This is a genomic window from Muriicola sp. E247 (genome assembly GCF_041358175.1).
Lineage (GTDB): Bacteria > Bacteroidota > Bacteroidia > Flavobacteriales > Flavobacteriaceae > Muriicola.
In genome coordinates this window covers 35,230-53,559 of sequence record NZ_JBGKBE010000005.1, presented here as the reverse complement: position 1 = coordinate 53,559, position 18,330 = coordinate 35,230, and the positions used below count along the sequence as shown (strand labels likewise).

Annotated in this window: 14 protein-coding genes; 7 read left to right on the top strand and 7 right to left on the bottom strand. The window is 42.0% G+C overall.

Annotated features, from left to right (window positions below; translation table 11 throughout):
• Positions 1-51 precede the first annotated feature (51 nt).
• The gene (locus tag ACA086_RS08955; protein ID WP_371002981.1) at positions 52-1,497 is read right to left on the bottom strand and encodes a DASS family sodium-coupled anion symporter; all 1,446 of its coding nucleotides are present in this window, start codon (positions 1,495-1,497) and stop codon (positions 52-54) included.
• A 327-nt stretch (positions 1,498-1,824) separates the two neighbouring features.
• Between ACA086_RS08955 and gyrB the strand changes: the two genes are divergently transcribed.
• Positions 1,825-3,762 (top strand): DNA topoisomerase (ATP-hydrolyzing) subunit B, encoded by a 1,938-nt coding sequence (gene gyrB / locus ACA086_RS08950; protein ID WP_371002980.1) that lies wholly within the window; start codon positions 1,825-1,827, stop codon positions 3,760-3,762.
• Positions 3,763-3,834: 72 nt separating this feature from the next.
• Positions 3,835-4,848 (top strand): DUF6588 family protein, encoded by a 1,014-nt coding sequence (locus ACA086_RS08945; RefSeq protein WP_371002979.1) that lies wholly within the window; start codon positions 3,835-3,837, stop codon positions 4,846-4,848.
• An 82-nt stretch (positions 4,849-4,930) separates the two neighbouring features.
• On the opposite strand, the gene ACA086_RS08940 is transcribed toward ACA086_RS08945, so the two are convergent.
• Positions 4,931-5,302 carry a hypothetical protein gene (locus tag ACA086_RS08940; protein WP_371002978.1) on the bottom strand — a complete coding sequence of 124 codons (372 nt, stop codon included), beginning with the start codon at positions 5,300-5,302 and terminating at the stop codon, positions 4,931-4,933.
• Positions 5,303-5,612: 310 nt separating this feature from the next.
• Here ACA086_RS08940 and mdh point away from each other — a divergent pair, with 310 nt between their 5' ends.
• Both mdh and secDF read left to right on the top strand, forming a co-directional pair.
• Positions 5,613-6,539: a malate dehydrogenase gene (gene mdh, locus ACA086_RS08935; protein ID WP_371002977.1), complete on the top strand. Its 927-nt coding sequence runs from the start codon at positions 5,613-5,615 to the stop codon at positions 6,537-6,539.
• Between the two features lie 193 nt (positions 6,540-6,732).
• Complete coding sequence (gene secDF, locus ACA086_RS08930) at positions 6,733-9,681, top strand: protein translocase subunit SecDF (protein WP_371002976.1); 2,949 nt, start codon at positions 6,733-6,735, stop codon at positions 9,679-9,681.
• 62 nt (positions 9,682-9,743) lie between these two features.
• Here secDF and ACA086_RS08925 read toward each other — a convergent pair whose 3' ends face one another.
• The 5 genes from ACA086_RS08925 to ACA086_RS08905 form a co-directional block, all read right to left on the bottom strand.
• Complete coding sequence (locus ACA086_RS08925) at positions 9,744-10,121, bottom strand: hypothetical protein (RefSeq protein ID WP_371002975.1); 378 nt, start codon at positions 10,119-10,121, stop codon at positions 9,744-9,746.
• A gap of 38 nt (positions 10,122-10,159) precedes the next feature.
• Positions 10,160-11,398 carry an ATP-binding cassette domain-containing protein gene (locus ACA086_RS08920; protein WP_371002974.1) on the bottom strand — a complete coding sequence of 413 codons (1,239 nt, stop codon included), beginning with the start codon at positions 11,396-11,398 and terminating at the stop codon, positions 10,160-10,162.
• Between the two features lie 121 nt (positions 11,399-11,519).
• Positions 11,520-14,030, bottom strand: coding sequence for a TonB-dependent receptor plug domain-containing protein (locus ACA086_RS08915; protein ID WP_371002973.1), 2,511 nt, complete (start codon positions 14,028-14,030; stop codon positions 11,520-11,522).
• The gene (locus ACA086_RS08910) at positions 14,020-14,931 is read right to left on the bottom strand and encodes a FecR family protein (protein WP_371002972.1); all 912 of its coding nucleotides are present in this window, start codon (positions 14,929-14,931) and stop codon (positions 14,020-14,022) included. Before ACA086_RS08910 ends, ACA086_RS08915 begins: the two co-directional genes overlap by 11 nt.
• 47 nt (positions 14,932-14,978) lie before the next feature.
• On the bottom strand, positions 14,979-15,503 hold the full coding sequence (locus ACA086_RS08905; protein ID WP_371002971.1) for an RNA polymerase sigma factor: 525 nt from the start codon (positions 15,501-15,503) through the stop codon (positions 14,979-14,981).
• 117 nt (positions 15,504-15,620) lie between these two features.
• On the opposite strand from ACA086_RS08905, the gene ACA086_RS08900 reads away from it, so the two are divergent.
• The 3 genes from ACA086_RS08900 (at position 15,621) to ACA086_RS08890 (ending at position 18,276) form a co-directional block, all read left to right on the top strand.
• Positions 15,621-16,697, top strand: a complete 1,077-nt coding sequence (locus ACA086_RS08900) for a hypothetical protein (RefSeq protein WP_371002969.1) — start codon at positions 15,621-15,623, stop codon at positions 16,695-16,697.
• Between the two features lie 96 nt (positions 16,698-16,793).
• Positions 16,794-17,270 carry a hypothetical protein gene (locus ACA086_RS08895; protein WP_371002968.1) on the top strand — a complete coding sequence of 159 codons (477 nt, stop codon included), beginning with the start codon at positions 16,794-16,796 and terminating at the stop codon, positions 17,268-17,270.
• A 298-nt stretch (positions 17,271-17,568) separates the two neighbouring features.
• Complete coding sequence (locus tag ACA086_RS08890) at positions 17,569-18,276, top strand: DUF4382 domain-containing protein (protein ID WP_371002967.1); 708 nt, start codon at positions 17,569-17,571, stop codon at positions 18,274-18,276.
• Positions 18,277-18,330: the final 54 nt, after the last annotated feature.

Below are 18,330 nucleotides of genomic sequence, written 5' to 3'. Positions count from 1 at the left end.
TTTCAGGAAGCACCCCAATGGGTGCTTCTTTGATTTCTGCCTGCCCACGGCTTACAAGAATACAAAGGTGATTAAGACGATGGCAGTAATTATGAGCGGACCTAAAACTCCCATTAAAAGTCCGCCATACCTGAAGTCTTTTTGTTCAAGCCTTCCCGTACTGTACGCAATGGCATTGGGGGGAGTTGATATGGGCAGGAACAAGGCAGTTGAAGCACATAGCCCAATTACCAAAGGCAGAACAATGGGATTCTGATACGTAAGAATGATTCCCAGGGGGATCAAAACGGTGGCTGTAGCCGTATTGCTCATCACGTTAGACAAAAAGACTGTTAAAAAGGCAAACAGTAACACCAGGACAATAAAATTTAGTTCAAATTGTGCGATTTTTTCCACGTAATAATCTGCGAGCCCCGTTTCTTTAATTGCCAACCCAAGTGCGAGTCCACCCGCCACAAGCATCAGGGTGTCCCAGGGGAGTTTCCGAACGTCATCGGCCGTGACAATACCTGTCATGGTCAATAGGATAATAGGCAGCAGGGAAACTACAGAGGCTGGGATGCCATGCAATTTCTCCGTAAGCCATAAAATGAGGGTAAGTGACAGCACCCCGATCACGATACGCTTTTTGATTTTTTCAAAACGATACGATTCGTCATCGGCCTGTGGTATATCCTCGTCTATTGCGATTACAATTTTTTCTTGTTTGGCAATGTATTTTCTGGTGAGCAGATACCAGAACAAAACCGTAAGAATCAAAGCCAGGGGAAAACCAATCACCATCCATTCAAGAAAACCAATGTCGATACCATGGTTATTCAATGCCTCAACGGCGATGGCGTTTGGAGGCGATCCAATGAGCGTCCCCATCCCTCCGATTGTTGCTGCCCCGGCTATTCCAATTAAAATAGCCTTGGACATAGGGGCATTTTTATCGATAGTGTTCAGAAAGGGCAATACGGAAGCAACCATCATAGCCGTAGTGGCCGTATTAGACATGATCATTGAGAAAAGGGAAGTGGTAAGCATCAGTCCGAGGAGAACCATTGTGGGTGATGTTCCCATCCGCGATATACTTATCCGGAAGACTACTTTGTCTAATTGGGTTTTGCTCATGGCTTCGGCGATAAAAAAGCCACCGAGCATTAACCAAATTACACTGCTCGACCAGGAATTAATGTAGCCTATATAATGCGAGCGGACATTATCAGGATCTACCTGGGAATAATGGCTGTTCATCGCAAAAATGAGAAAACCAAATACCATCAGGCCAACCGCAAAAGGCGGAATGGCTTCGGTAACCCATAAGCCGATAGCCAGGAAAAGGAGAAAAAGGACATAGATCTGTGCCTGGTCAAGACCGGGCTCGTACATCGCATAGGTAAGGCCAAAGGAAAAAATAATACAGAGCAGGAAATAGATGACCCTGCTTTGCACATCGACCACCTTTTGAATATGTGACATCAGTTTCAGAGAAACGCCTCTGGAATCGCTCATGGTCTGCTATTTTAATTAGGTGTAAAATTAATCTGCGATACAGGAATAAAACCTAATAATTATCATATAAAATTAATTTTTTCCACCTTGCTTGAAAAGGCAGTAAATTGTTGTTAAAATGTTAATAACTTCATAGCTAACACCCTGCCTCATCCCTATATTTCACGGGCTTTTCTTTATATTTGTGAGATTGTAAAAATTTAGACAGTCCAAGGGGTTTTAAAGAAGATAAATCCATCAGATTTTGAAACTTTCGGGATTGTTTTTGCTTTTAGTGAAGAATGGTTCCATGCGAACTTGAAAAACAGAGAAATTTTAATCGATTTTATGAGCGAAGAGAAGAAAAATAAATATTCAGCAGATAGTATTCAGGCCCTTGAAGGGATCGAACATGTAAGAATGCGCCCTTCAATGTATATTGGAGATGTAGGCGTCAGAGGTTTACACCACCTGGTTTATGAAGTGGTGGATAACTCCATTGACGAGGCCATGGGAGGTCATTGTGATACCATCAGTGTAATTATCAACGAGGATAACTCCGTTACCGTAAGGGATAATGGACGGGGAATCCCCGTAGACCTTCACAAAAAGGAAGGTGTTTCTGCCCTGCAGGTTGTGATGACAAAGATTGGAGCCGGAGGGAAATTCGACAAAGATTCGTATAAAGTTTCTGGTGGACTTCACGGGGTAGGGGTTTCGGTTGTTAACGCACTCTCCAACACTCTTAAGGCTACCGTTTTCCGGGATGGAAAGATCTGGGAACAGGAATACGAAAGAGGGAAGTCGCTCTATCCGGTAAAAAGTACCGGCACTACCAAAGACAGGGGTACGGAGGTAACCTTTCATCCCGATGAGCAAATTTTCTCTCAGACTATTGAATTCAGTTATGAGACACTCTCCAACAGGATGCGGGAACTCGCCTACCTGAATAAAGGAATTACTATTACCATAACAGATCGCAGGCAGAAAGATAAGGATGGCGAATTTGTATCAGATGTCTTCCATTCTGAAGAAGGTCTGAAGGAATTTATCCGATTTCTCGACGGGAACCGTGAATCCCTTATTCAGAATATCATTGCCATGGAAGGGGAAAAGAACGATATCCCTGTGGAAGTAGCAATGGTTTACAATACCGGGTATACGGAAAACCTTCACTCTTATGTGAACAATATCAACACTCATGAAGGAGGAACCCATTTATCGGGTTTCCGAAGGGGGCTTACGACCACCTTAAAGAAGTATGCCGATGCTTCAGGCATGCTCGATAAACTCAAATTTGAGATTCAGGGGGATGACTTTCGGGAAGGCCTTACCGCAATTGTTTCTGTAAAGGTTGCAGAACCTCAGTTTGAAGGTCAGACCAAGACAAAGCTGGGAAACAGGGAAGTATCCTCAGCGGTTAGTCAGGCAGTATCAGAAATGCTGACCAATTATCTTGAAGAGAATCCGGATGATGCCAAAATAATAGTACAGAAAGTAATTCTTGCGGCCCAGGCCCGTCATGCGGCTACCAAGGCCCGTGAAATGGTACAGCGGAAGAATGTGATGTCAGGAGGCGGGTTGCCGGGAAAATTATCCGATTGCTCGGAACAGGACCCAGCCCTATGCGAAGTATTCCTGGTGGAGGGAGATTCTGCAGGGGGAACGGCCAAACAGGGTCGGGATCGTAATTTCCAGGCCATTCTGCCATTGAGGGGAAAAATCCTTAACGTGGAGAAGGCCATGCAGCACAAGGTATTCGAGAATGAAGAGATTAAAAACATTTACACTGCCCTGGGTGTTACTATTGGAACCGAAGAGGACAGCAAGGCATTGAATCTTGAAAAACTCCGCTACCACAAGGTGATCATCATGTGTGATGCTGATGTGGATGGAAGTCATATTGAAACATTGATCCTAACCTTCTTCTTCCGTTATATGAGAGAATTGATAGAGGCAGGACACGTTTACATAGCTACCCCACCCTTGTATCTTGTGAAAAAAGGAAGTAAGAAGAATTATGCCTGGAATGACAAGGAACGAGACGAAATAGCAGAAAGCTATAAAGGTGGAGTGAGCATACAGCGGTACAAAGGTCTTGGGGAAATGAATGCTGAACAGCTTTGGGATACCACAATGAATCCTCAGTTCAGGACGCTAAGGCAGGTAACTATTGACAACGCTACAGAATCAGACAGGATTTTCTCCATGCTGATGGGGGATGAGGTACCTCCAAGAAGGGAGTTTATCGAGAAAAATGCGGTTTATGCCAACATTGATGCATAAAAAAGAGCGTTACACAACAAAAACTCGCACCCCAGGTGCGAGTTTTTTAGTTTTAGGCAAAATTTAATCGATATGAAAAATCTATTGCTTGCTATGATGGGATTTTGTGTTCTGACCGTTCAGGCGCAATCTGATGTCAATGATCTTTTTGCAGCCGGGGTGGAGGATGCTGAAACCTTTATGAACGACTATCTCGCTCCAGTATCAGAAGGAGCTATTTACAGTATTTCAGGTTCCTGGTTCAATACCGGTGATGCCAAGCCCCTGGGGGGCTTTGAAATATCTATTATTGGGAACATAACCGGATTTAAAAACAAGGAAGATAAAAAGGCCTTTGTTCTGAACACAGCCGACTACGAAAACCTTCAGTTTGTTGACGGCAGTACTTCCAGAACTGTGTCGACAGCACTTGGGGATATTGAAGGTGTGCGCGTATTTGTGGAGGCCGAAGTTGCCCCCGGTGTAACTTCAAGAGAAGAGTTTGATCTCCCTTCTGGTTTAGCCGCAGAGAATATCAACTTCATTCCCTCGGGATTTATTCAGGGAAGTGTTGGACTTATCAAAGGAACTGAGCTCAAGGCCCGATTTCTTCCCAAAATAGATACAGACGATGTTGCGGTTAGTCTATATGGAGTGGGGATTCAGCATGAATTTACAAAGCACCTGCCTGCGGATAAGATATTACCTGTAGCTATCTCGGGCGTTATTGGCTATACCCATATTAATGGTACCTATGATTTTACAGATACCAGTATTATTGCCGGTTCTGATCAGAAAATTGATGCAAAGATCAATACCTGGGTTTTTCAGGCTGTGGTCTCAACCAAGCTTCCTGTGATCAATTTTTACGGTAGCCTTGGGTATATGTCGGGAAAATCTGAAACGGCCATCCTCGGTACATACGATGTACAATCTGGGCCATTTCAGGAGACTTATACCGATCCCTTTACTTTAAACAAAGATGCGAGTGGCGTTACAGCCAACGTGGGTACAAAACTCAAGCTGGGCTTTTTCAGATTACATGCTGATTATACCTTAGCGGAATTCAACAACTTTTCCTTCGGTCTGAGCTTCGGTTTCAGATAGAAACTACAGTTGATTGCAAAATAAAACAGCCTTCCAATCGGAAGGCTGTTTGCATTTATATAAAAAAAAAGCAGGGGATACTTTATTCTCTGAGCGCAAGGATGTTACCCTGAACATCTTCCAGTACTGTTCCTTCATCCGAATTTTTCAAGCTTACCTGGTGCGCAGGCATATCCGTTCCTGGATAAGAAATAGTATATACGCCTTTGTCCTGTGTCCAGCTAAAATCTGTTTTAACCGTTAACTGGTTTCCGTCGTAAGAATGGTATCGACCCAGGTAAACGTCGTTAAAAATCCATTCCTGCCGATTTGTTTGCCTTCCGGTTTCTGAATTTTCAGCAAATTCGACTTTTGACCAAATCCCGATTATGGGATCATTGTTTTCGGGGATTCTGGTACAATTACTCACCGAAATTATGGTGACAATGGCCATGAGGGAAAATAGCTTTTTCAAAATGTAGGTTTTTAGATTTGGGATCTGTTGCAGGAAGCTAACGCCTCAAAGTAAGCCTGTATTGCCATTTTTCGACGAACAGCACCTTCCATACCAATAAATTCGATGAACGTCATCAGCCCCGTATCAAAAAAGCATTATGAATGTTAATTGGAAAAATCAAATCATTAAAAATAATCCTTGCTTACTAACGGTCTAGTACAAGAGAATTTCCTATTTTTGCTACGCTTTTTAGTCGACAAACAAGTCCAGTAAAATAAGGCGTTTACGGCTAATTTGTAGAGTTGAAAACAAGCTAAAGAATACAGATATGAAAATTACAGTTGTTGGTGCCGGTGCCGTAGGTGCAAGTTGCGCAGAGTACATTGCTATTAAAGATTTTGCTTCAGAGGTCGTACTTCTTGATATAAAGGAGGGATTTGCTGAAGGAAAGGCAATGGATCTGATGCAAACTGCCTCCCTTAACGGTTTTGACACCAAAATTACGGGAACAACAAGCGATTATTCAAAAACTGCGGGAAGTGATATTGCCGTGATCACCTCAGGGATTCCTAGAAAACCGGGAATGACGAGAGAGGAATTAATAGGAATCAATGCGGGAATTGTAAAAACGGTAGCCACAAGCCTGATTGAGCATTCGCCAAATGTAATCCTGATTGTGGTGAGTAATCCAATGGACACTATGACTTACCTGGTGCACAAGGTTACAGGCCTCCCTAAAGAACGAATTATCGGGATGGGTGGAGCGCTTGATAGTGCACGATTTAAATACAGATTGGCAGAAGCGCTAGGAGCCCCTATATCGGATGTGGATGGTATGGTAATAGGAGGACATAGCGATACTGGCATGGTGCCTTTGGCAAGACATGCGACGAGGAACAGCGTTAAAGTATCCGAATTCCTTTCCGCTGATCGATTAGCTCAGGTGGTTGAAGACACCAAAGTAGGGGGTGCTACCCTGACCAAATTATTGGGTACAAGCGCCTGGTATGCTCCGGGTGCAGCCGTTTCCGGACTGGTTCAGGCCATTGCCTGCGATCTGAAAAAACTCTTCCCATGTTCAACCTTCCTGAACGGAGAATACGATTTGGAGGATATCTGTATCGGAGTACCTGTGATCCTCGGAAAAAACGGGATAGAAAAGATTGTTGAAATTGAACTCGATCAGACAGAAAAAGACAAAATGCAGACAAGTGCCGAAGGTGTTAGAAAAACCAACGGTCTTTTACAGGTCTAAGCAGCAGAACACAGAATTAAAAACAGCGTTCCCTACACGGGAGCGCTTTTTTTATGGCCTATTCTGTGTCTTACCCATCTTAGGTACAGGGCTGTATTTCGCCTATAAATCATTTAAATAAATTGTCAGTTCCTCTTGGAAATGATATATTTGCACGCTATTTACGGATACCATCAATTAATTCAAAACTCAGATGCAGAATAAAGGACTGATTAAGCTTTTTGCTTTTTTGTTCGGGATTGTAAGTATTTATCAACTTTCTTACACTTTCATTACAAGTAAACTAGAGGATGAGGCAGAAACTTTTGCCGCCGCAAAGATCCCTTCAACCGTAGACAATTATGTTGCAGAGCGTGAAGCCCTGGAAGCCAGTTACCTTGATTCTATAGGGGATAATCCGGTATTGGGATTCACCTCTTACAAAGAAGCCAAAAAGAAGGAGCTTAATAAAGGGCTCGACCTTAAAGGAGGTATCAATGTTACCCTGCAGATTTCTGTAAAGGATATCCTCAAAGGGTTGGCAGACAATACTAAAAATCCTGTTTTTAACAAGGCTCTGGCCGATGCAGACCAGGCTTCAAAAAGCAGTGATGATACTTACCTCGACTTATTCTTTGATGCCTTTGATAATATCAAGGGTGATACCAAGCTGGCGTCCCCTGATATCTTTGCAAATAAGGCCCTGAGTGATGAGATCAATTTCCAGATGACGGATGATCAGGTGAAACCGATTATCAGGAGGAAAATAGACGAGTCGATTGTATCTGCCTTTGAAGTACTGAGGGAACGTATTGACGGTTTTGGGGTTACCCAGCCGAATATTCAACGTGAAGGTACTTCCGGAAGGATATTGGTAGAATTACCAGGAGCCAGAGATATAGCCAGAGCTCAGGACCTGCTTTCAAGTACGGCCCAGCTCGAATTCTGGGAGACCTACGAACCGGGAAATCAGCCTTTGATCAACTTCTTTATTCAGGCAAATGAAAGGCTTAAAACCCTGGTTGAGGATACTTCAGAAGAACAGGTTAAAGAGGCGTCAGAGATAGATACCCTGCTCTCGGATGTGGCCCAGGATTCCCTGGATCTTACCGCCGAGCGCAACCCGCTTTTTGAGAAATTACAATTAAACGGCCCAGGCTTTGCCATAGGCGTCGCTGCAGTTAAGGATACTGCAGAAATCGGTTCCTGGCTGCGTATGCCCGAAATTAGAAGGTTACTCCCTTCAGAAGTACAATTCACTAAATTTCTATGGGAACGTCCCTCTCAGGATTCTGAAGTGGCTTCTCTGTTTGCTTTAAAATCGAATAGAGACGCACTCCCTCGTATTAGCGGTGATGTGGTGAGTGATGCCCGGGACCAGTTCGATCAGTTTAACCGGCCCGCTGTTGGAATGGATATGAATGTGCGTGGCGCCAAGGAATGGGAAAAACTCACGAATGAAGCCAACCTGAATAATACCGGTATTGCCATTGTCCTCGACAACAAAGTCTATACTGCACCAGGGGTTTCCCAGGTGGGAGGAATTTCAGGAGGAAGTTCAGAAATCACTGGGACTTTCACCGTTAATGAAACTAAGGATATTGCCAATGTCCTGCGAGCTGGTAAGTTACCGGCTTCTGCTGAAATTATCGACTCATTTGTTGTAGGCCCGTCCTTAGGGCAGGAAGCCATAGATAGTGGTTTTACCTCTTTCCTGATCGCCATGATATTTGTATTGATCTGGATGCTGTTTTACTATGGAAAGGCAGGTATTTTTGCTGATATAGCTTTGGTATTTAACATCGTGCTCATTTTTGGCGTACTGGCAAGTTTGGGAGCCGTACTTACATTACCCGGAATTGCAGGTATTGTATTAACCATTGGTATGTCGGTGGATGCAAACGTTCTCATCTTTGAGAGGATTAAGGAAGAATTACAGAAAGGGAAAGGCAAAGGACAGGCGATTAATGACGGATTTAACAATGCTTTGTCCTCCATTCTCGATGCCAATATCACTACAGGTTTAACAGCATTGATACTGCTGGTTTTTGGATCAGGTCCGATTAAAGGATTTGCCACCACCCTGATCATCGGTATCCTTACTTCTCTTTTTACGGCCATATTTATTACCCGATTATTAGTTGACTGGTATATCTCAGGAAAAGGGAGAACCCTTACCTTCTCAACCGCCATTACTAAGAATCTGTTCACAAATATGAACATCAATTTCTTAAGTAAAAGGAAGATTGCCTATGTCATCTCAGGGATCATTGTGATCTCAGGAATCGTTTCTCTAACTACCCGTGGTTTAGATCAGGGGGTCGACTTTGTAGGAGGGCGGAACTATCAGATCCGATTTGTGGATCCTGTAAGTCCCTCGGAAATAACTGCCGACCTTTCTGCCGCCCTGGGAAGCGCCAGTGCCAAAACCTTTGGGGATGCCAATCAGATTATGGTTACCACCAAATACAAGGTAGATGTGCAGGGAACTGAAGTAGATGATGAGATTTTAGGAATATTGTTCACTACGCTTCAAAAATATTTTCCTGACGGTGCCTCTTATGAAGACTTTGTTCCCGGGGGAACCAACGAGGATATTGGGGTAATGAAGTACAGAAAGGTTGGACCTACCATCGCCGATGATATTAAAAAGAACGCAGTATGGGCGGTATTTGGCTCCCTGGCTGTAGTATTTCTTTACATTCTATTGCGATTCAGGAAATGGCAGTTCTCACTGGGAGCGGTTGCGGCTGTATTCCACGATGTACTTATTGTGTTAGGGGTCTTTTCATTCTTTAGTCCCTATATGCCTTTTAGCATGGAAATCGACCAGGCTTTTATTGCAGCTATACTCACTGTGATCGGTTACTCTTTGAATGATACAGTTGTTGTATTCGACCGGATCCGGGAGATTGTAGCCGAAAAAGGATTTAATGCAGGTATCAACATCAATGAGGCCCTAAACAGTACTTTGAGCAGGACATTGAATACCTCTTTAACTACCTTAGTGGTACTCTTGTCTATCTTTATTTTTGGAGGCGAAACCCTGAGGGGCTTTATGTTTGCCATGATTGTGGGTATCATTGTGGGTACTTATTCCTCCTTATTCATAGCTACCCCTGTGATGTTTGATACACTGAAAGAGAAGATCACGAAAAAGTAATAAGTATTGAAATAAAAAAACCGCTCTCAGAGCGGTTTTTTTTATGTCTTTATTTTACAACATCAGGTCAACAACCATTTCCGGGCCTCCCGTTTATTCGTAAAGAGTTTCATTTCATATCCCAAATTATTCATTACGGTTTCTGTAAAGGACAAGTGTTGAAATTGCTGTTCCGTTTTTACTACCAATGATAATTTATAGTCGGGTTGCCATCCAAAGGTAGAAGCTGCATCCACCAGATTGAACTTGGAACTCGTTGAATGCTGCCCTTCCAGATCGATAAAAGTTAAAATTAAATTTCTATCCTCTTGTTTACACAGCTCAGCTACTTTAGACCATCGTTCTATAGCTTCCTTTAACTCCTTTCCTGGTATTAGGGTGCCCTTAATGTGAACTTCAAGGTATTTGGGAAGGACACGGTATTCTATGGTGTAAGGCATAGTTGAACGAAATTTCTTTAAAATAGTAAAATAAGAGATTACGACAAAATTTTTGCAATTGATCCCTGATTTGTAGGAATCAATTCCATAATTGATTCAGGCCTCAAACCCGGCTCACTTCTATGAGAGACAAATACTATGGCTGTATTGCTTTCATTTCCTAATTTGTTCACCAGATGTACTACCAATTTGGCTGCCTTATCATCGAGGTCGGCAGTAGGTTCATCAAGAATCAGGAGTAATGGCTGCTTAATCATGGCCCTCGCACACATGATCAGCCTTTGTTGTCCTTTGCTCAGATCGTGAAAGTATGTGTCCTTGAGATTTTCGAGATTGAGCAACCTGAGCCAGTCTCTGGCCAGACTTTTTTGTTGTTCTGTGGGGCGGGTGTAGAGTCCGATAGAATCTACCAGGCCGGAGATCAGCATATTTTCCAGGCTGTGGTATCCTCTGAAACTGTCGGTGAGGGCAGGTGTGATATACCCAATACGTTTTTTGATATCCCAGACACTTTCTCCGCTTCCTTTCTTTTGGCCGAAAAGTATAATGTCTTGTCCGTAAGCCTTAGGGCTGTCGCCTGTAATTAAAGATAGTAAAGTGGTCTTTCCACTGCCATTTGCACCCCTTAACTCCCAAAAATCTCCTCTTGATATCTTCCATGATACATTCTTGAGAACGGGCTTGTCATGAAAAGCAACAGAGACATTCTTTACTTCCACCAAATTCTCTTGTTGATAAGAATTGCTTTCAAGGGATTCAGGCAAATCATATTGAAATAATTCATTCTCCTCTGAACTAGTTCCCGAGCGTGACGGTATTTCACTTGTCCATTGAAGTTCCTGTTTTTGCCATAATGCATACCTTTTAATTTCAGGAAGCAAATCATCTGTACGACTAAGGATCTGGATAAGACTGGTTGTTTGGGATAAGTCGTTGATCTTATTCAAAAATTCTGCTCGTGCAGAGGGATCGAGATTTTCGAAGGGGTTATCCAGGATCAGGTAATCAGGCTTTTCAGATAATATATAAGCAAAAAGCACTTTTTTACGTTCTCCGCTCGACATGGACTGAAGGCTTTGGGTGTGGTTTCTGGTCAGTATTTTACGATCGTGTCTGCGCTCTTCATCCATCCATTTCTGAATTTCAGCAGTGGAGAAAAGTGCTCCTTTCTTGTTCTCTAATGACTTAAAACCCTCAGGCAGTGGTCCGTTGAGCAACTTATCCAGCAAGCTGGTTATGGGGGTTGAATTCTCCGTAAAAATTGCCCAATGGAGCATGGTTGACCTTATTTTCAGTTTTGCGAATTACGATAAATAATAAATGCAAATATAGGTCATGAGGGAAAAGGGAGTATATTAAGTATTGTGATTCTACCATGATCTTCACCCATTTTTCACTTTAAAAGCTTAGTCTGAATACGGCATTAGGGGTTATCCCCAGGGAGTTTTGTGAAAAAGCATTGGCTTCACCAAGGCCATTGGGCCGGTAAAATCTGCTAACTGTATTTTCCCGATTTAAGAGATTCCACACTGAAAACCCTATCTGAGCTTTCGTCCCGGAACCTGGGGTAAAGGCATATAAAGCTGATAAATCGACACGCATATAATCCTGAAAACGATCTGAATTACTGGGTTGAAAATTCACGGTATTGTTCACTACAGGAGAAGTGTCATCAGGTTGAGTTGTGGGTTTACCTGTGCGCCAGTTCCATCCCGCAGCCAGACGCAAATGATCATTTTGATAGGTTAGGCCGAAGGTCAGCGTATGGGTGATATCGTAATTACTGGGGAAAACTCTTTCGGGCAGCTCAGTAAAATTATACTCCGCATCCAGATAAGAGTAGCTTAGCCATGTATTTATGTCTTTAAATTGTTTGCGAACCAAAACATCCATTCCTGTAGCAGTATAGCTTCCCTGGGCTTTGGTAAATTCATACTGATTCTGAAATCCCTGACTTTGGGCCGTAATACCATCCACTTCCTTATAAAAGCCTACGATGTTCGTCAACCAGCCTGATCTGTTAAAACTCAGCCCTGCGGACGCCTGATTACTTGTTATGATGGGAATTTCAACTTCATCAGACAACTGCCAACGCCGTTTTTCAATACCTAGAAAATCATTTTGGAAATTGATTACCTGGGAGGTATACTGATTTTTAGATTCTCCCAGGATTTCAATATTAAACCATTTTGCAAAACGGTGATTAATACTCAGTCTCGGCTCATAAAGTTTCCGATCAAATTTATCCAGGTAATTAAATCGAAGCCCAAGGCGTGCACTGGTAGTTCTGTTCTCGGAAAAAAGCCCCAGGGAGGTGTACCCGCTGTGTACACGGAGAACATTTCCCTCCAGCCTTCTGAAAACAGGGTCGTCAATATCGTCGAGATTGGTTACTTTGGTCTCAGTGAATTGATACCCGGATATCCAGTGCAGACGGCTATTCAAGCGGATAGTTGTGTTGATTCTGGCAGCCGTTTCTGAAACCTTATTTTCCTGAAGAAAGCGTTGATTTGCCTCAATATTGGCATTAATCGCTTTCAGATTGTAATCGGTATTGTATAGGTCAAGCTCTGTACTAACTTTTTCAGACCATTGTCGCTGGTAGTTAAAACCTCCTGCAATCGTTCCCTGAATTAGGCTGCTTTCCCGGGAAACAGGGGCATTGTCAATATCAGCATTTTCATTGAAGACGAGTTCATTTCTGGCACGAATAAAATTTAATCGAACCCGATCCTTGGAGGTAGGATGCCAAAGCCATCTTAAGGAGGTGTCGTAAAAATCAAAGGTTTTATCAGAATTAACCACATTGATCGTATTGTTTTCGACCTCGGTATCCTGTGAAATTCTGGAGAAATACTCTGTATAGGTCGGACTTTCAACAAAATCATTAATTGCTTTTCTGCCAGCCACCTGAAGGGAGGAGTTATTTCCAAGAGGGGTATCGACAAAACCGCTGACATCAATAAAATTCATACCCAGGGAGCCACTGAATTTCTCATTGATCTCATTTGAAGTTTCCATAGAAATAGTACCGGAAACTCCATCAGTCATAAAGGCTGGGGTACCGTTCTTCCGCAGGGCAACTTTTTGGGTGATCATGGGGTTGAACATAGAGATCAAGCCGAAAAAATGCCCGGATTGGTACATTTTAATCCCATCCCATAACAGCAGGTTCTGATCGTTAGTCCCTCCCCTGATATTGATATCGGATACAGTCTCATTGACACTTTGTATACCGGGGAAAGCCTGTACGGCCTGTAGTACATCCGTCTCGATTAAACCGGGTAATATACTGAAGCGGTCAAAATCTATGAGATAAGATCCATCGTCGAGCTGGTCTATTCCTTTGATAAGGAAGTCGTACAAAACAATTTCCTGAAGTTCCAGTTGTTGGGGGATCAGAAGGATGTTGATGCAGGGAACGGAATCAGATTTACCAGTAGGCGCCTCATAATTTCGATAGCCAATAAATCGAACAGAAATCACATCGGATATTCCATTGATATCGAGTTCAAAATACCCATTTTCATCCGATATGGCGGATCCCAGGCTGCTTTGAACGGTTGCAGAAGTCAGGGTTTTACCGGTATTACGGTCTTTAATATAACCACAAATAGTTTTTACGGATTTTTGTATGGAGATGAATTTATTGGGTAATTCAGAATATAGTAGTCCGGTTTGATCTGAGAGATAGGTGAGAATTTTGTCAATGGTCCATTGTTTATCCGGAGGTATTACCTGAATATCACGAATGGTTGCTGTGGCGTAGTTAAAGCGATATCCGTGAGAAAGGGTAATATCTTCGAGTACTTGCTGCAGAGGCAAGGTATTTTCTGGTTCCTGAGAATATCCGGTGGTACCGAACCACAAGAGCAGGACTACAAGTATTGAAGACCACTTAATTTTCACGTTTGCTTATTGTCACCAGCTGGTTTTCCGAAATACTGAAGCTAAGGCCAAAAGGTTCCGTAACGGAACGCAGGGCATTTTCGAGGTCATTGTGTACAAAGCCTCCTGTAAAGAGACTTTCCCCGGAGACTTCATTAAGGATTACTTCTACATTATACTGCCTTTCGAGTTCCTTTATTACTTCAATAAATGGGGATTCTATAAAGTCGCTTACCCCGGAACTCCATTGAGGTTCCGCCATTGCCGATTTACTCCTGATCAATTCGCCTTTGTGTAGTCTCAGTCGGTCACCGGCTCTTAGTTCTTCGGTAAAATTCCCGGAAACTACCTTCACAATCCCTTCAAAGCAAATCACTTCGAAGTTTTCTTCTCTCTGTCTGACATTAAATTCAGTGCCCAACACTGAAACCGATCCTTTTTCAGTGATCACATCGAACCTGGCCCCTTTGGCAACATCGAAGAAAGCCTCTCCTTTTAGCGTTAACGATCTGTTTTTATTCCACTTTTTCGGCGAATAAGTGATTTCAGAAACGGCGTTAAGAGTAACCAGGGATGCATCCGGTAACTCAACGATGGTTTTTTGCCCCGCCAGGGTTTCAATTTTTACTTCAGATTTAAGTTGAAAAAAATAAAACAAGGCAAAGCCCAGGACAAAAACACTGGCTATTCTTAAGATCCACCTTGTGGGATTCAACTTTATAACAGGTACTTCTCTTTCAGGAAGACGTTGTTTGAGCGATTCAAAATTGGATAATTGTGAAAAATGGGAAGCCTTAAAAGAGGATGCATCAGCTATTAGTTTTTGGTAAAAAGGATATTCCTCCGATTTCTGAAATGTTTCCATTTCAGCCTCGGAAAGACTGTTATTCAACCACTTTTCTATTAAAGAATTCTGATCCATATTTCTTTTACCTATCTATATAACAACCATATCGCCGTTTTTCCTGATTATTTTATCCTAAAATTTTCCAATTCCTCTCTAAGCACCTTAAATGCCGAATAAATACGGTATTCAACAACTTTTCTTGTAACTCCCAGGATCTGAGCTATCTCTTCATGTTTTTTTCCCTCCACTTTATTGAGCATAAAGGCTACCCGCTGTTCTTCTGAAAGTTTGGCAAGTGTCTGCTGGTATTTTTTAAAATACTGCTCCTCTTCCATAAGAAATTCCGGATTTTCATTTGTGCGATCTACGGGTTTCTCTTTCTGGTAACGCAACACCACTTTGCGATGTTTCAGGTCGTTGAGAACCATATTGTTCGCTACTTTATAAAGAAAACCCCTGGCTTTGGAAAAGACTACCTTCTTACAGTTTTCCCATAACTTCACAAAGGCATCCTGGGTCTTGTCATTGGGATTGCAGCTTTCACCAAATTTGTAGTACAGGTAGTTGTGCAGTTCAGTGGCGTATGAATCGTAAAGATGTTTATAGGTATCCTCTTTGCAGATATCTTGATTTAGGTCCTCGGTCAAAACATAGCTCTTATTAATACGTTAAATGTAGAAATTAAATTTTTAAGTTTTTTTTCAGGAGAAAGGATTCCTTAGTTGTTTTATTAGTAAACAGTTTAATTTAAATCTTAGTATGCTATGCAAAATGTATTGAAACTATTAACCGTATTAATGTTCGTCCCCCTGCTTTTAACCTCATGCCGGGAGGAAGAATCAGTTCTTATTGAAGGGCCTCAGGAAGAGGTTCTCAAAGCCAACTCTGCCGTGGCAAACTTAATGCAAAGGACGGCAATGAACGATGGTTCGGACGATAACATCGTAGACCAGGCCAATTGCTTTTCCCTCGATTTTCCTTTTACCGTAGTAGTTAATGGAATGGAAATCACAGTAAATTCAGAAGAAGATCTCGATACCGTAGAGGACATACTGGATGAATTTGACGATGATGACGATACCATTGAGATAGAATTCCCAATTACTATAATTCTCAGTGACTTTAGTGAGGTGGAAATCAATTCCGTCGAAGAATTTGAGAATTACGCAGATGACTGCGAAGGGGAAAACGAATTCGATGATGATATTGAATGTGTCGATATCGCCTATCCCATCACCGTATCCGTATTTGACACGAATAATGAGTTAATTGATACAATTACCATTTCTAGTGATCAGGATCTGTATTTCTTCCTGGAAGAACTCGATGAGGATTTAATAGTAAATGTGGAGTTTCCAATTACACTTGTGCTGTCTGACGGCACCGAAGTGTCCGTGGCCAATCTAGACCAGCTCGAAGATGTCATCGATGACGCCAAGGATGATTGCGATGAAGATGATGATTATGACTACAACGATGATGATTGTGACAATTGCACCACAGAACAACTATCCGATTTCATTACCGGATGTGATAGCTGGTATGTGAAGGATTTTGAACGTAATGATATGGACCTCGATGAGCAATATGTAGGTTATACCTTTACTTTCCTTAGTGACGGTACCCTTACCGCAGATACAAACACCGAAAGCTTTCCGGGAACCTGGTCGGCTAGCGGATCTTCAAACGCGATTACTGTGACTATCAATATTCCTGACTTGCCAGATTTTAATGACGATTGGATGTTGCATGAACTCGGTCAGGATGGAGATGAACTCGAAGTAGACCTTCGCCTGCCAAATGACGATGAACTGGAATTCAGGAGTTCCTGTAATCCTTAAGAGAATACCCGGGCAATGATCCTGATTTGTAAAGGGAGCGAGAACAGCAGGGATCATTGCCTTCTTTATCACAATAAAACTTAAACTTTAATAACTATGAAAAAGTCTTTTATTTACTCCGTTTTAATGGGTCTGGCGATTGTACTTAACGCATGTTCTTCTGATAGCAGTGATGAAGAAATGCAAACAAATTCAGAATCTGTTCAGGCAGTTTCCAACTTAGTAATATCAGGAAGCTGGAGCATTACAAGCTATGTGGATTCGGGTACTGATGAAACCAGTGATTATACGGGTTACTCTTTCACTTTTAATGCCGATGGGAGTCTGGATGCCGTAAACGGGAGTACGATGATCACAGGGACATGGTCAGTAACCAGTGATGACAGCTCAGATGATGACGATTACAACAGTTCGGATGATATTGATTTTAATATTTTCTTTTCTGCACCCCCCAATTTTGAAGAACTTTCTGACGACTGGGATATTGTTTCCAGGTCTTCTACCCGAATTGAACTGATTGATATCAGTGGAGGGAATGGAGGAACGGATACTCTTACTTTCGAGAAAAACTAGGAACCCCTTTTTTGCCCCAGCTTTCTTACTTGTAATGCTGTGATATAAACTGCCCCATTTTTGGGGCAGTTTTCTTATGCAAAGATTTATTTCAGACGAAAAAGGCTAACAGAACTGGATAATTTCCACCGTTTCTATTCGTTATTACTCATGGTAATATGTAAGTCAGTTTAGTTAAAACTGATTTTTTATCAGGAATCTTGGCCCCGAGATTGTTTTAATTATGTGATCAGACTTTATTAGGACTTTACTTCCAAAAAACTTTTGAATATAGTTTATTAACCTATTTATCAATATTATGAAAACCTTTAACAAAATTATCGTATTTGCCTTTGCTTTTGCTATCGTTAGTTGTTCAAACGAAGACGAAGGTGGAAAAATCCAATTGAGACTGTCTGCCGTAAATGGTAATGCAGGGAAGACCGCAGTATTAACCGGGAAAGGAAATGAGAATGTTATTTTTACCGATTTTAAAATCTCAATAAGGGATGTTGTCTTTAAGAACGATGATGACCCCAATAGTAACCTGGACACCGATGAGATCCAGTTCAGAGGTCCTTTCCAGGTAGATTTGCTGGATAATGCAGATGCATTAACTCAAACCATAGGAACTGCTTTTGTCCCAGATGGAATGTATAAGGAATTGCGCTTTAAATTTCACAAAGATGAAGACCTGCCGATGGAAAATGACCTTTTTGACAAGTCGATCTTTATCGAAGGAACTATTGATGGAACTCCTTTTGTGTTCTGGCATGATACCAGCGAAAATCTTGACGTGGGAAGAAGTACAGGAGTTGAAGTGATTGACGGTACTGTGAACTTCACGGTAACGTTTGATATTTCTCAATTTCTAAGCTCTTTTAACGAGATTGATTTAAGTGCGGCTACAGACAACAATCAGGACGGACTTATTGAAATATATCCCAACGATGAGGACGGAAACAGGGAAATGGCAGATCTTCTTAAAGAAAATATTAAAGCTACAGCTGATATAATTAATAAGTAGTACCCCCTTGAGAGAATGATATTTTAAATCCAGCAGGATTCCCTGCTGGTTTTT